Origin of the sequence: Kitasatospora sp. SC0581 (assembly GCF_048159585.1) — a bacterium.
Classification (GTDB): Bacteria; Actinomycetota; Actinomycetes; order Streptomycetales; family Streptomycetaceae; genus Kitasatospora.
On record NZ_JBLRWA010000005.1, the window covers coordinates 134950 to 148688 of the forward strand.

Genomic DNA, 13739 nt, shown 5'->3' on the forward strand with positions numbered 1-13739 from the left:
GCTCAGCCGCCGAGCCGGTCCACCGAGGTCACCCGCAGCACCGCGCGGCCCTCCTCGTCCGAGCCGTACAGGTCGACCTCGGCGCTGATGCCCCAGTCGTGGTCGCCCTCCGGGTCGTCGAAGATCTGCCGGACCCGCCAGGAGGAGTCCTCCTCCTCGATGAGCAGCATCTTCGGGCCGCGCGCGTCCGGGCCGGTGCCGAGGTCGTCGTACTCCTCCCAGTACCCGTCCATGGCGTCCGCCCAGCGGTCCGCGTCCCAGCCGTACTCGCCGTCCAGGTCGGCGAGCTCCTCGTAGTGCTCCAGCGCGCACAGCTCGACCCGGCGGAACATCTCGTTGCGCACCAGGACGCGGAAGGCGCGGGCGTTGGCGGTGACCGGCGCCGGCTTGTCGTCCAGCCGCACCTCGGCGGCCTGCGGCTCGGTCGGGTTGGCCAGCTGCTCCCACTCGTCGAGAAGGCTGGAGTCGACCTGGCGGACCAGCTCGCCGAGCCAGGCGATGACGTCCTTGAGGTCGTCGGTCTTCACGTCCTCGGGGACGGTCTGCTCCAGCGCCTTGTACGCGCCGGCCAGGTAGCGCAGCACGATGCCCTCGGTGCGGGCCAGCTCGTAGAAGCCGACGTAGTCCGAGAAGGTCATCGCCCGCTCGTACAGGTCGCGGACCACCGACTTCGGCTGCAGCTGGTGGTCGCCGATCCACGGGTGCGCCCGGCGGTACACCTCGTAGGCGTGGGTGAGCAGCTCCTCCAGCGGCTTCGGGTAGGTGATCTCCTGGAGCCGCTCCATCCGCTCCTCGTACTCGATGCCGTCGCGCTTCATCTCGCCGACGGCCTCGCCGCGGGCCTTGTTCTGCTGCGCGGCGAGGATCTGGCGCGGGTCGTCCAGGGTCGCCTCGACGATGGAGACGACGTCCATCGCGTACGAGGGCGAGGTCGGGTCGAGCAGTTCGAAGGAGGCCAGCGCGAAGGTGGACAGCGGCTGGTTGAGCGCGAAGTTCTCCTGGAGGTCCAGGGTGAGGCGGACGATCCTGCCCTCGGCGTCCGGCTCCGGCAGCCGCTCCACCACGCCGCCCTCCAGCAGCGAGCGGTAGATGGCGATCGCGGTGCGGATGTGCCGGCGCTGCGCGGCCCGGTCCTCGTGGTTGTCGGTCAGCAGCTTGCGCATCGCCTCGAAGGCGTTGCCCGGGCGGCCGATCACCGACAGCAGCATCGCGTGGCTCACCTTGAACCGGGAGACCAGCGGCTCCGGGTCGGCGCCGATCAGCTTGTCGAAGGTCTCCTCGGTCCAGCCGACGAAGCCCTCCGGGGCCTTCTTCCGGACGACCTTGCGCTTCTTCTTCGGGTCGTCCCCGGCCTTGGCGATCGCCTTGTCGTTCTCGATCACGTGCTCCGGCGCCTGGGCCACCACCTGGCCGACGGTGTCGAAGCCGGCCCGGCCGGCCCGGCCGGCGATCTGGTGGAACTCGCGGGCGCGCAGGATGCGCACGCGCTGCCCGTCGTACTTGGACAGGGCGGTGAACAGCACCGTGCGGATCGGCACATTGACGCCGACGCCGAGCGTGTCGGTGCCGCAGATGACCTTCAACAGGCCCGCCTGGGCGAGGCGTTCGACCAGCCGGCGGTACTTCGGCAGCATGCCCGCGTGGTGCACGCCGATGCCGTGGCGCACGTAACGGGACAGGTTGCGGCCGAACTTGGTGGTGAAGCGGAAACCGCCGATCAGGTCGGCGATGGCCTCCTTCTCCGCCTTCGAGCACATGTTGATGCTCATCAGCGACTGGGCCCGGTCCACCGCCTCCTTCTGGGTGAAGTGCACGACGTAGACCGGCGCCTGGCCGGTCTGCAGCAGCTCCTCCAGGGTCTCGTGCATCGAGGTGCGGCGGTACTCGTAGAACAGCGGCACCGGGCGGGTCGCGTTGCGCACCACCGTGGTCGGCCGGCCGGTGCGGGGGGTCAGGTCCTCCTCGAAGCGGCGGACGTCGCCGAGCGTCGCGGACATCAGCAGGAACTGCGCCTGCGGCAGCTCCAGCAGCGGGATCTGCCAGGCCCAGCCGCGGTCCGGCTCCGCGTAGAAGTGGAACTCGTCCATGACCACCTGGCCGATGTCCGCCCGGGTGCCGTCGCGCAGCGCGATCTGGGCGAGTACCTCGGCGGTGCAGCAGATGATCGGCGCGGTCGGGTTCACGCTCGCGTCGCCGGTCATCATGCCGACCTGTTCGGTGCCGAACATCTTCACCAGGTCGAAGAACTTCTCCGAGACCAGCGCCTTGATCGGCGCGGTGTAGAAGGTCCGCTTCCCCTCCGCCAGCGCGGCGAAGTGCGCCCCCGCCGCCACCAGGCTCTTGCCCGACCCGGTCGGCGTCGCGAGGATCACGTTGTTCCCCGACACCAGCTCGATCAGCGCCTCCTCCTGTGCCGGGTACAGCGTGATCCCGCGCTCCTCCGACCAGGCTGCGAACGTCTCGTACAGCGCGTCGGGGGTGGCGGGCTTCGGCATCAGATCAAGGAGGGTCACCCGGCTATCTTGCCTGCTCGCCGCCACCCCGGGCAAAGCCCGGTGCCGCGAGGGGAGGGTCGGAGGGGGTTCCGCGGACGTCGATCAGGCGGTGCGGGACGGCGGCGGGGCGTCCGTCCCGCTCCGGGGCGTCGCGGCGGACCGGCGGTAAAGCGCGCGGTGGACCAGGGGGAAACCGGTGGGAAGCCGGTGGGAAACCGTGCGGCGGACCGGCGGGAAAGCGGAGGGAAACCGGCGGGAACGGGGGAAACGCCGTGGTCGGCCGGGGTGTGCGGCTCGACGGAGGAACGGGTTCGTCCGGAAACGAGGATACCGGGAAGGAAGTGGGCGAAGACGTTTGAGCGTGCGTCAACTGTCTTTCCAGTACGACACGTTCACGGAATGCGGCGCACGGCATTGTGGACCCGGGGATGGGTTAACCTCCTTCTGGCATGCTCACGTCCCGATCTCGAATTGGGGGATCCCATGGCAATCGGACGACGACAACTCCTCGCCTCCGTCGCGCTCACCGCCCTCGCCGCACCCGTCCTGACCAAGGCGACGGCGACCCGCGCGGCCGCGGCCGAACCCGGAGCCGCAGCCGTACCCGGAGCCGGAGCCGGAGCCGCGGCCACCGGCTCCGGACCGCTGTTCATGCAGATCGTCGCGCACGAGGACGACGACATCCTCTTCATGACCCCGGACCTCTCCAACGCCCTCGCCGACGGCACGCCGTCCGTCACCGTCTTCGTCACCGCGGGGAACGCGACCGGCGACCCCTGCGCCACCGTCTGCTGGGACACCGCCGGCGAACCGCTGCGCACCTGGAACCGGCAGATGGGCGCCGTCAACGCCTACTCCCGGATGACCGGGGTCGGCGACACCGACCCGGCCACCGACGAGGTCGGCCACTGGACGGCCGAGGCCTGGACGGTCGCCGGCAAGCAGGTCGAACGGTACGTCCTCAAGGGCCGGCCGGTGCACCTGATCTTCCTCAACCTGCACGACGCCCGGCTCGGCGGCGTGCTGAACGGCGGCACCGACACCACCGTCGTCCCGAAGGACAGCCCGCTGTCCGGGCCGTCCACCTACACGGCCGCGGACGTCGTCGAAGTACTGCGCCAGCTGATGGCGACCTACCGGCCGACCGTGCTCCGGGCCCAGGACGAACTCCCGGACCGCCGCTACTCCGGCGACCACTCCGACCACGTCGCCGCCGCGAAGTTCGCCGGCCAGGCCGCCGGCCTCTACGGCGGCAACCTGATCCAGGTGAACTACCGGGACTACAACATCGGCGACGCCCCGGTGAACCTCGACCCGGCGACAGCCGGCGCCAAGGGCGTGTACTTCTCCGAGTACGCCGGCCACGACCACTCCGACGGGAACTACTCCGCCCTCTGGTTCTCCCGGATGTACTACCGCTGGTCGCGCGGCACCTCCTGGGCCGGGCTCAACCAGGACGGTCGCCCGCAGGTCTTCGTCGTCCGGGCCGGCGCCCTCCACACCTACTGGCGCCAGGCCGACGGCAGCTGGGGCGGCCCGCTCCGGATGGCCGACCCCGGCGGGCGGATCGCCCCCGGCATCGCCGTCGGCACCAACGCCGACGGCCGGCTGGAGGTCTTCGCCCGCCGCCTCACCGACCACCACCTCCTCTCCCTGCCGCAGGCCGTGCCCAACGGCCGCTGGTGGGACAGCTGGGCCGACCACGGCAACCCCAACACCGGGCTCGGCAACGAGGACCAGGTCGGCGTGCCCGCCGTCGCCAACTCCCTGGACGGGCGGCTGGAACTCTTCGTCAAGAACGGCGGCGGCGGCCTCAGCGGCATTCGGCAGACCACCCCGAACGGCGTGTGGACGGGCACCTGGACGGACTTCGGCGGCACCGACCTCCAGGACCCGGTCACCGCGATCCGCAACGGCGCCGGGGCGATCGAGGTGTTCGCCGCCACCCGCACCGCCGTCCTCGGCTGGCACCAGAGCACCCCGAACGGCGCCCTCACCGGCCCCGACCCGCTCCCGGACGCCCGCCCGGCCAGCCCGCCCAAGGCCGCCCTCGACCAGGACGGCCGCATCGAGCTCGCCTACCGCGAGGTCGGCACCGGCGCGGTGCTGGTCAGCTACCAGACCCGGCCCGGCGGACCGTGGAGCCGGACCCCGGCCCCCCTCGGCGGCCACGGCGGCGTCGGCGAACCGGCCGCGGCCACCCTCGCCGGCCGCGTCGTCCTGTTCGAACGCAACGCCGCCGGCGGCGTCAGCACCACCGCCCAGACCGCCCCCGACAGCGGCTACGGCCCCTGGCAGGACCTCGGCGGCACCGTCCTCGACCACCCGGCCGCCCTCACCGACGGCACCGGCGTCCTCCACCTCTTCGCCATCGGCACCGACGGCCGGGTGTACCTCCGCACGGCCACCACCCCCACCACCTTCGACCCCTGGCAGAGCCTGCCGCTCTGACCGATCGCCCCGGCGGCCGGGTCAGGACGGGACGCGGGGGGCGGTAGCGGCCAGCGTCACGGTGTTCCGGCACTCGTACGCGGTCGCTGCCGCCCTGCCGATCTTGAGGGCGATGTCCGCGTACGCCTGATGGGCCTTGCGGAGGGAGGCGCCGTCGACGACGTCCCCGGAGATCAGCACGCCGAAGTACTTCGGCGGGGGCTGGTCGCTGTCGTCCCTCGGGGAGTCGAAATCGCACGGTACGTAGAGCCGGACCGACGTGTTCCCGGGGACGACGTCGCTGGCCGTGGCCCACCCGGTCGTGCCGGGGCCGAAGTCGAGCGGGGCGACCGATCCACCACTGGCATCGTTCCTCCGGTCGGCGTCGATCCGGTCGCGCGCCGGACGTACCTCCGCGTCGAGCAGGAAGGTCGCGCCCGGCCACATGACGCGGCAACGGGAGTCGCGGCTCCCCGAGGCGGGCTTCATGGGGGTGGCGATCTCGCGGGCCGGCCTGGGCTCGGTGGCCTTCCCGTCCGGGCCCGTCAGCGGCTTCAGGTCGTTCGCGTCCAGGACCCCCCAGCACGCGCTCTGTGGCAACTCCACCGACTGCCAGGGTTTCCACGCCCACAGCCCGCCGCCCACCGCGGCGGCCACCGCGAGGGCGACGGCGGCGTGCCAGGGCCGGACCCGGGATCGGCGCCGGGGCGGGTCGTCCGGGGACGGCGGGATGATGTGGGCGACGTCAACCATGTCTCAACGCTCTCGTGGCAGGTGGTGGGACGCGGGGTCAGTTCTTGTGGGTCGCATCGTGGTACAGGCTCCGGCCGCTGTTGTAGCCGGTGTCCTCCTCCTGGGCGGCTCGGCGGGCCACGTCGTTGATGTAGTTCGGGTCGGCGCCGGTGTTGCGCCCGGCGTCGTGGATGGCGTTGAGGATCGCCTGGTGCGACTTGCGCTCGGCTTCCGTCCTCGCGGTGGCGGCCTCGTCGCTGGCGTCGTTGTGGGTGTCCACCTTGTAGCTGTCGGCGACGCTGTCCATGATCTGGTTGACCGCGGTGTCGATGCCCTCGCCGATCAGGGGCGCTCCGCCCTTGATCGCGTCGCCGGCGAACGACCAGACCTGGCCGGCGATCTCCCGCTTGGTGTCGATGGCGGCGTTGAACTCGGCGTCGCTGGCGGTGTGCTTGTCGTAGATGGCTTCGATCATGGCGCTGGTGATCAGACCGTTGACCTTCCCGGCCGGGTTGGCGACGTTCTCGACCGCCATGCCCAGGTCCTTGTGCAACTCGGGGTGGGCCAGTACGTCCTGGAGCTGGGCCGTGGTGTACGCCTGCTGCGCGGTCGCTATCGAGGCATAGGCGTCCGGATCCTGGCCGAGCGCACCGAGCAGGCGCGCGACCGCGGGCTGGCCGAGGAGGTTCGAGCCGGCGCCCGCTCCCTCCAGCGCGTTCTGGACGTCGCCGATGTAGTTGGCGGTCATGTTCCCGAGGCTGCCGTTGAGGTTCGCGAACAGGCCGCCCTTGAGCAGGTCCGGGCCGTCCTTGCTGCCGAACCTGTCCACCACGCTCTTCATGATGTCGTTCATCGCGGCGGCGTGCGGGGGGAACTTTCCGTCGTCGTCGTACGCCTTGCCCGTGGTGGCCGCCTCCAGGGCGTGGCCCAGGGCGGTGACGTCGAACGGGTCGGCCGTGCCGGGGTTGGGCCGGGGTGGGTACTGCTGGTCGATGAGGACGGACCGCGGGCCGGTGTCGGTGAGTATGTCGAGGTAGGTGTTCTTGCCGCCGGTGCTCTTGACGGTGCCGTCCGGGTTGTAGGTGGTCGGGGCGTCGTGGAAGAACCTGGTGGCGGCCTCGGGGCTGTGGCCGAGCCCCTCCAGGACGGCGGACATCGGGTTGATGCCCCGGATGTTGCCGTCCTTGTCCGGCACACCGATGAACTTGAGCTCGGTGAACGGGTACGCGGCCTTGGTGGCCGCGTCCCAGCGCATCGGGTTCTCCTGGGTGAGCTGGGTGATGTGCTGGGCGACCGGCGTGAGGAAGTGCGCGTCGTACGACCCGGTCCGCAGCAGGTTGGCCATGATCTGGTAGCCGTACGGACTGTGCGCCGGGTCGGCGCCGGGCGGCACCGGGATCTGCTTCGCCCCGGCGGCGCGGAACCTCTTCTCCCATTCGTCCGAGACGTGCAGCGGCTGCTTGGTGTCGGTCGCGGTGGCCAGGGTGAGGCCCAGGTCCTGCTGGATGCCCTTGATCGCCGCGGTGCGGGCCGAGCTGTTGGCGTAGTCGCCGCTCTGCGCCATCGCGCCGTACTTGGCCATGAAGGTCGCCGGGTCCTGGTTGCCGTAGAAGGAGGTGGCGAACCGCGGGTCGTTCTTGTGGTGGTCCAGGATGTCCTGGAGGTGCTTGAGCTGGGCGTCGGAGGCCTGGTCGCCCAGGCTGAGGATGTAGGTGGCCGCCTTGGCCTCCTCCTCCGGGATGCCGCCGACGGGGTTGGCGTTGAACGCGGTGCCGTCGCTGCCGGTGTCGTCGCCCAGGGCCCTGGAGGCGTCGAGGTCGGCCTCGGTGGCGCGGTCGATCGCGTCGCCGATGGCCTTGGCGGCGGTCTCGGCCTTGGCCTTCCAGCTCTTGGCGTACTCGGCGTCCTTCTTGTCCGCCTGGTTGGTGGGCGGCGGCCAGTGGACCGCGCCCTCGCCGTCGACGGTGAGGCCGGCGTCCGTGGCGTTCCGGACCGCGGTGGTGAGGTCGTTCTTCGCGGCCGTGATCTCGGTGTGGGCGTCGCGCAGTGTCTTCGCCAGGGCCGAGGCCTCTTCGAAGGCGGCGTGGATCTGGTCGCGGGCCCAGGTGAGTTTGGCGTTGGCGAGTCCGGCGGCGTCGCCGTGCCAGCCGGACTGCTGGATGGTGCCGATGACCTCGTTCTGCATCCGCTGGGTGAGGTCCCACTTGCGGACGAGGCTCTCGAAGTCGCCCGCCGCGGAGGCGAGGCTGCCGAGGTCGACCTGATTGAGCTGACTGTACGTCACCATGGTGGTGCTGCTTCCCCCGTGTGTGCTGTGACTAGCTGGTGGCGCCCTGCGTCTGGTTGAAGTTGGCCTGGATGTCGGAGTCGGTCCTGCTGTAACTCCGGGCCGTGGTCTGCAGGTTGGTCCCGACCTCGCCGACGGTGCTCTGGAGGCTCGCGGACTGGTTGCTCCAGGTGCTCCAGGTGCCGGTGAGCGTGCCGCCGAGGTTCCAGCCCTTGAGCGACGCGGCGGCGGCGTTGACGTGCTCGCCGGGCTGGTCGCACTCCGTCTTGACGGAGTCCCGCAGGGCGAAGGCGTTCTGCGCGGCCTGCTGGAGCGCGCCGGCGTTCACGGCGATGGTCTTGCCGCCGCCCGCCGGGGCCAGTGAGACCGGGGCGGCGTTGGCCCCGGCGAGGTCCGGGAACTGCTTCTTCGCGGCTTCGGTCAGATTGCCCTTGTCGTCGAAGAGCCACGGATTCATGCGGCGCTCGAATTCGAGGTCGGTCATTTTTCCATACCCCCCAGGTAAAGATCGGCATGGATCTTACTATTTATGCGGCGAGGAGTTCGATGAATTGGATATTGATATGTGGTTAACAACTGGTGAATCGCGACAGGAGTGGCGCGTCGATATGTGCCGATCCGCACATTGCCCGACGCGCGGTGGCATGCCAGAGTGCCGGGCATGAACCATCCGCTCGCGGCCGAGCCGCGCCCCTCCGTCCTCGCCGCTCCTGCCTCCGCGCACGTCTTCGACTGGCTCGACGAGACGGCCGCGATGCGGGCGGAGGCCGGGCTGACGCGGACGTTGCGCAGTCGGGGGGCGGACGACGCGGTGCTGGACCTCGCGGGGAACGACTACCTGGGGCTGACCAGGCATCCGGTGGTCGCCCGGGCGGCGGCGGACGCGGCGCTGCGGTGGGGCGGGGGCTCGACGGGGTCGCGGCTGGTGACCGGGACGACGGCGCTGCACAGCGAACTGGAGGAGGAGCTGGCCGAGTTCTGCGGGGTGGAGGCCGCGCTGGTGTTCTCCTCCGGGTACACGGCCAACCTCGCGGCGCTGACCGCGCTCACCGACCCGGACACCCTGATCGTCTCCGACGCCTACAACCACGCCTCCCTCATCGACGGCTGCCGGCTCTCCCGCGCCGACGTCCACCGGGCCCCGCACAGCGACCCGGCGGCGGTGGCCGAGGTGCTCGCCGGGCGGGCGCAGCGGCGGGCGCTGGTGGTCACCGACTCGGTGTTCTCGGTGGACGGCGACGCGGCCCCGCTGCCCGCGCTGTCGCAGGCCGTCCGCGCGCACGGCGCCGCGCTGCTGGTGGACGACGCGCACGGGCTGGGCGTGCTCGGCCCCGGCGGCACCGGGGCGCTCGCCGCGGCCGGGCTGGCCGGGCAGCCGGACACGGTGGCCACCGCCACCCTGTCCAAGTCGCTCGGCTCGCAGGGCGGCGTCGTCCTCGGCCCGCGCCGGGTGATCCGGCACCTCACCGAGACCGCCCGCACCTTCATCTTCGACACCGGCCTCGCCCCGGCCGCCGCCGGGGCCGCCCTCGCCGCGCTGCGCCTGCTGCGCGCCGAGCCGGCCCGCGCCGAGCGCGCCCGCGAGGTCGCCCGCACCCTGGCCCGGCAGCTCACCGCCGCCGGGCTGCACGCCTGCGAGCCGCAGGCCGCGGTGGTCTCCGTCCGCGCCCCGGGCCCGGAGGCCGCCGTCGCCTGGGCCGCCGACTGCCGCCGTGCGGGCCTCGCCGTCGGCTGCTTCCGCCCGCCGTCCGTCCCGGACGGCATCTCCCGCCTGCGCCTCACCGCCCGGGGCGACCTGACGGACGGGCAGATCGCCGAGGCCGTCCGCATCGTCGCCGAGCTGGCGCCGGTGGGTGCGCGGGGCTGAGGCTCCGGAGCGGACGGAGCGTTCTACTTCTTCTTGGCCCGGCTCGGCTGCACCCGGGTGGGTTCGCCGGCGGCCTTGGGGTGGTCGGGCGGGTAGGGGAGTTCGCCGAGGCCCTCGTCGTGGAGCTGCTTGTCGTACAGCTCCAGCAGGGGCTCCAGGCGGAAGGCCTGGCCGTCCATCCCGGCGTTGAGGTCGCCGAGTTCGGCGAAGCGGGCGGGGACGGTGCGCAGGTCGAAGTCCTCGGGGGCGGCGTCGTCCAGCTCCTCCCAGCGCAGCGGGGCGGAGGCGGTGGCGCGGGGGCGGGCGCGCAGGGAGTAGGCGGAGGCGATGGTGCGGTCGCGGGCCATCTGGTTGTAGTCGACGAAGATCCGCTCGCCGCGCTCCTCCTTCCACCAGGCGGTGGTGACCTTCCCGGGCATCCGCTGCTCCAGGACCCGGCCGAGGGCGATCACCGCGTGCCGCCCGTCGGTGAAGGTCCACTCGGGCACCAGCGGCACGTACACGTGCAGGCCGCGCCCGCCGGAGGACTTGGGCCAGCCGCGCAGCCCGTACTCCTCCAGCAGGGCGCGCAGTTCGTGGGCGGCGCGGACGGCGTCGTGGAAGTCGGTGCCGGGCTGCGGGTCGAGGTCGATGCGCAGTTCGTCGACGTGGCCGGTGTCGGAGCGCCGCACCGGCCAGGGGTGGAAGGTGAGGCAGCCCAGGTTGGCGGCCCACAGGACGGCGGCCGGCTCGGTGGGGCAGATCTCGTCGGCGGAGCGGCCGCTGGGGAACTCGATCCGGGCGGTGGGCAGCCACTCCGGCAGGCCCTTGGGCGCGCGCTTCTGGTAGAAGAACTCGCCGTCCACCCCGTCGGGGAAGCGCTGCAGGGTGGTCGGCCGGTCGCGCAGTCCGCGCAGCACCCCGTCGGCGACGGCCAGGTAGTACTGCGCGACGTCCAGCTTGGTGAAGCCGCGCTCGGGGTAGTACACCTTGTCCGGGTTCGACAGCCGGACGGTGCGCCCGGCGACTTCCAGTTCCACGGCTGAGCCCATGCCCTTCACGCTAAGGGCCGGGCGCCCGGCGCGCGCCCCGGGGCGAAGCGGGCGAGGATCGTTCGCATGGACCTGCCCGTGATGCCACCGGTGGCGCCGATGCTCGCCAAGTCGGTGGCCAAGATCCCGCCCGGGATGCAGTACGAGGCCAAGTGGGACGGCTTCCGTTCGATCGTGTTCCGCGACGGCGACGAGGTGGAGCTCGGCAGCCGCACCGGCAAGCCGCTGACCAGGTACTTCCCCGAGCTGGTCGAGGCGTTCCGGCGGGAGCTGCCGCCGCGCTGCGTGCTGGACGGCGAGGTGGTGATCGCCCGGGACGGCCGGCTGCGCTTCGAGGAGCTGCTGGAGCGCATCCACCCGGCCGCGAGCCGGGTGAAGCTGCTCGCCGAGCGGACCCCGGCCTCCTTCGTCGCCTTCGACCTGCTCGCCCTCGGTGACGACTCGCTGGTGGACGAGCCGCTGTCGGTGCGCCGCCCGGCCCTGGAGGCCGCGCTCGCCGACGCCGCCGACCCGGTGTTCACCGCCCCCGCCGCCACCGACCTCGACCTCGCCCGGACCTGGTTCGCCGAGTTCGAGGGCGCCGGGCTGGACGGGGTGGTCGCCAAACCGCTGGACCAGCCGTACCGGCCGGGGGAGCGGAGCATGTACAAGATCAAGCACGAGCGCACCGCCGACTGCGTGGTGGCCGGCTACCGCGAGCACAAGAGCGGCCCGGTGGTCGGCTCGCTGCTGCTCGGCATCTTCGACGACGGCGGCAGGCTGCAGCACGTCGGCGTCTGCGCAGCCTTCCCGATGGCCCGCCGCCGCGAACTCGCCGAGGAACTGGCCCCGTTGCGGATGGACGACCTGTCCCGGCACCCGTGGGGCGGCTGGGCGGACGAGGCCGCGCACGCCGAGGGCCGGCTGCCCGGCGCGGTCAGCCGCTGGACCGGCGGCAAGGACCTCTCCTGGATCGCGCTGCGCCCCGAGCGGGTGGTCGAGGTCGCGTACGACCACATGGAGGGCACCCGGTTCCGGCACACCGCGCAGTTCCGCCGCTGGCGCCCGGACCGCACGCCGGAGAGCTGCACCTACGCGCAGCTGGAGGAGCCGGTCTCGTACGACCTCGGCAGGGTGCTGGGGATCTGAGGACCGGGAGGCCGAGGACGTGACGGAGGCCCGACCCGGTGAGCCGGGTCGGGCCTCCCGTACGGTCCGAGCGGGTGGGTCAGGAGATGTGCAGCGTGGCGGTGGCGCCCGCGGTGGGCGAGGCCGTCGGGGACGGCGAGGCCGTGGGGGAGGCGGTCGGGGAGGCTGTGGGGGAAACCGAGGGCGAAGCGGTGGGGGAGGCGGTGGGAGACGCGGAGGCGGAGGCGGAGGCGGAGGCCGAGCCCGAGGCGGGCGGGGTGGGCAGCGTGTAGACGTTGTTCGGCGAGACGATCTGGGTGATCGCCCGCGCCACGAACGTCGAGGGCTCCGAACCGTCGTGCAGGATGTCGGTGTTGAGCATGATGGACAGGCTGGCCTGCGCCTGCGGCAGGTAGAGCACCACGCTCTCGTACCCGGGCAGTGAGCCGTTGTGGCCGATCCACCCGTGGGTGGTGAACACCCCGAAGCCGTAGCCGAGGTCGGGGGTCGGTCCGGTGGCCTTGGTCTTCAGCCGCTCCGCCTGGGTGGCGGGCTTGAGCAGCGGTTCGCCGGTGGCCAGCACCTTCGACCAGGTCCGGAAGTCGGCGATGGTGGAGATGGCGGCGCCGGCCGCCCAGCCCCAGGACGGGTTCCAGGTGGTGGCGTCCTCGACCGCGCCGGTGAGCGTCTGGTTGGTGTAGCCGTGGGCGTGCGGGTCGGGGAAGGCGGCGTCGGTCGGCAGGCTGGTCTTGGTGAGCCCGGCCGGGGTGAACACCTGCTGGTTCAGGAAGTCCTGGAGCGGCTGCCCGCCGACCTTCTCGACGACCAGGCCGAGCACGATCAGGTTGGTGTTGGAGTACTCGAACTGGGCGTCCGGCTGGAAGTTCGCCGGGTGCTTGAACGCGTACGCGAGCAGCTGGTCCGGGGTGAAGGGGCGGCTCGGGTCGTTGAAGAAGGCCTGCTGGAAGTCGGAGTCCAGGGTGTAGTTGAACAGGCCGCTGCGCATGTCGCCGAGCTGGCGCAGGGTGATGCCGTCGCCGCCGGGCACGTTCGGGACGTACTTGGAGACCGGGTCGTCCAGGCCCAGCTTGCCCTGGTCCACCAGCCGCAGGACGGCGGTGGTGGTGAAGGTCTTGGTGACGCTGCCGATCCGCATGTACAGGTCGGGGGTCATCGGGGTCCCGGCGTCCTTGTCGGCGACGCCGAAGGCGCGCTGGTAACTGCCGTCGGGGGTGGCGTAGTCGACGATCACCCCGGGGATGGCGACCTGGCTCATCACCTGCTTGATCGCGTCGTCCAGCTGGGTCGTGACGGCCGGGGTGAGCGGCACCACCCCGCCGGAGGGGCTGCCGCCCGGCGTGGCGGACGGGCTGAGCGCGGCCGGTTCGGCGGTCACCGCCGGACCGGCCTGCCGCGCGGGCTTCGACTCCCCGGAGCAGGCGGAGACGGCGAGCAGGCCGGTCAGCGCGAGGGCGGCGGAGGCCACCCGCACGGCGGAGGCCGCCCGGACGGAGCGGGGGACGCGAACGGAGCGGGGAACGGACGGTCGCGGCCGTCGGGTGTCGGTCATCGGCGCAGGCGCCTCTCTGGGGCGGACGGCCCCGTGGCGAAGGGCCCCGGAGCGCGGCTCGGCCAGGCCGGAGCGCTGCTCCACGGGGCCGTGGGGGAACGTCGTCACCGTAAGCACCCGCTTCGTACCGCCGCGCGCGGGTCGGCGGCCGACTGGACCGAACGGGAGCACCGTCAGCCGAGTGCCCCGCCCGGCTGGCGGCCGGTGGTCGTCCACTCCG

General features: G+C 72.1%; 9 protein-coding genes. 3 read left to right on the forward strand and 6 right to left on the reverse strand.

Annotated features, from left to right (window positions below; all coding sequences use genetic code 11):
* Positions 1-2 precede the first annotated feature (2 nt).
* Positions 3-2495: a DEAD/DEAH box helicase gene (locus ACLWS4_RS11630; protein WP_416874133.1), complete on the reverse strand. Its 2493-nt coding sequence runs from the start codon at positions 2493-2495 to the stop codon at positions 3-5.
* A gap of 483 nt (positions 2496-2978) precedes the next feature.
* Here ACLWS4_RS11630 and ACLWS4_RS11635 point away from each other — a divergent pair, with 483 nt between their 5' ends.
* A complete protein-coding gene (locus ACLWS4_RS11635; protein WP_416874035.1) occupies positions 2979-4946 on the forward strand; it encodes a PIG-L family deacetylase in 1968 nt (655 codons plus the stop codon).
* Positions 4947-4967: 21 nt separating this feature from the next.
* On the opposite strand, the gene ACLWS4_RS11640 is transcribed toward ACLWS4_RS11635, so the two are convergent.
* Genes ACLWS4_RS11640 through ACLWS4_RS11650 form a run of 3 tightly spaced genes read right to left on the reverse strand, consistent with a single transcriptional unit; the run spans position 4968 to position 8428 of the window.
* Positions 4968-5678, reverse strand: coding sequence for a hypothetical protein (locus tag ACLWS4_RS11640; protein ID WP_416874036.1), 711 nt, complete (start codon positions 5676-5678; stop codon positions 4968-4970).
* Positions 5679-5715: 37 nt separating this feature from the next.
* A complete protein-coding gene (locus ACLWS4_RS11645; RefSeq protein WP_416874037.1) occupies positions 5716-7944 on the reverse strand; it encodes a hypothetical protein in 2229 nt (742 codons plus the stop codon).
* A gap of 31 nt (positions 7945-7975) precedes the next feature.
* The gene (locus ACLWS4_RS11650; protein ID WP_416874038.1) at positions 7976-8428 is read right to left on the reverse strand and encodes a hypothetical protein; all 453 of its coding nucleotides are present in this window, start codon (positions 8426-8428) and stop codon (positions 7976-7978) included.
* 270 nt (positions 8429-8698) lie between these two features.
* Between ACLWS4_RS11650 and ACLWS4_RS11655 the strand changes: the two genes are divergently transcribed.
* Positions 8699-9811, forward strand: coding sequence for an 8-amino-7-oxononanoate synthase (locus ACLWS4_RS11655; RefSeq protein ID WP_416874134.1), 1113 nt, complete (start codon positions 8699-8701; stop codon positions 9809-9811).
* A gap of 23 nt (positions 9812-9834) precedes the next feature.
* On the opposite strand, the gene ligD is transcribed toward ACLWS4_RS11655, so the two are convergent.
* Entirely contained in the window at positions 9835-10842 is a 1008-nt protein-coding gene (gene ligD / locus ACLWS4_RS11660; protein ID WP_181970480.1) for a non-homologous end-joining DNA ligase, read from the reverse strand.
* Between the two features lie 66 nt (positions 10843-10908).
* Between ligD and ACLWS4_RS11665 the strand changes: the two genes are divergently transcribed.
* Positions 10909-11970 (forward strand): ATP-dependent DNA ligase, encoded by a 1062-nt coding sequence (locus tag ACLWS4_RS11665; protein ID WP_375873617.1) that lies wholly within the window; start codon positions 10909-10911, stop codon positions 11968-11970.
* A gap of 79 nt (positions 11971-12049) precedes the next feature.
* Here the strand turns inward: ACLWS4_RS11665 and ACLWS4_RS11670 are convergent, their stop codons facing one another.
* A complete protein-coding gene (locus ACLWS4_RS11670; protein WP_416874039.1) occupies positions 12050-13519 on the reverse strand; it encodes a serine hydrolase domain-containing protein in 1470 nt (489 codons plus the stop codon).
* Positions 13520-13739 lie beyond the last annotated feature (220 nt).

What these genes read in the sequence shown, in the direction of transcription:
- ACLWS4_RS11630 (WP_416874133.1), bottom strand. Translation starts at nt 2,495, where the DNA reads ATGCCGAAGCCCGCCACCCCCGACGCGCTGTACGAGACGTTCGCAGCC.
- ACLWS4_RS11635 (WP_416874035.1), top strand. Translation starts at nt 2,979, where the DNA reads ATGGCAATCGGACGACGACAACTCCTCGCCTCCGTCGCGCTCACCGCC.
- ACLWS4_RS11640 (WP_416874036.1), bottom strand. Translation starts at nt 5,678, where the DNA reads ATGGTTGACGTCGCCCACATCATCCCGCCGTCCCCGGACGACCCGCCC.
- ACLWS4_RS11645 (WP_416874037.1), bottom strand. Translation starts at nt 7,944, where the DNA reads ATGGTGACGTACAGTCAGCTCAATCAGGTCGACCTCGGCAGCCTCGCC.
- ACLWS4_RS11650 (WP_416874038.1), bottom strand. Translation starts at nt 8,428, where the DNA reads ATGACCGACCTCGAATTCGAGCGCCGCATGAATCCGTGGCTCTTCGAC.
- ACLWS4_RS11655 (WP_416874134.1), top strand. Translation starts at nt 8,699, where the DNA reads ATGCGGGCGGAGGCCGGGCTGACGCGGACGTTGCGCAGTCGGGGGGCG.
- ligD (WP_181970480.1), bottom strand. Translation starts at nt 10,842, where the DNA reads ATGGGCTCAGCCGTGGAACTGGAAGTCGCCGGGCGCACCGTCCGGCTG.
- ACLWS4_RS11665 (WP_375873617.1), top strand. Translation starts at nt 10,909, where the DNA reads ATGGACCTGCCCGTGATGCCACCGGTGGCGCCGATGCTCGCCAAGTCG.
- ACLWS4_RS11670 (WP_416874039.1), bottom strand. Translation starts at nt 13,519, where the DNA reads ATGACCGACACCCGACGGCCGCGACCGTCCGTTCCCCGCTCCGTTCGC.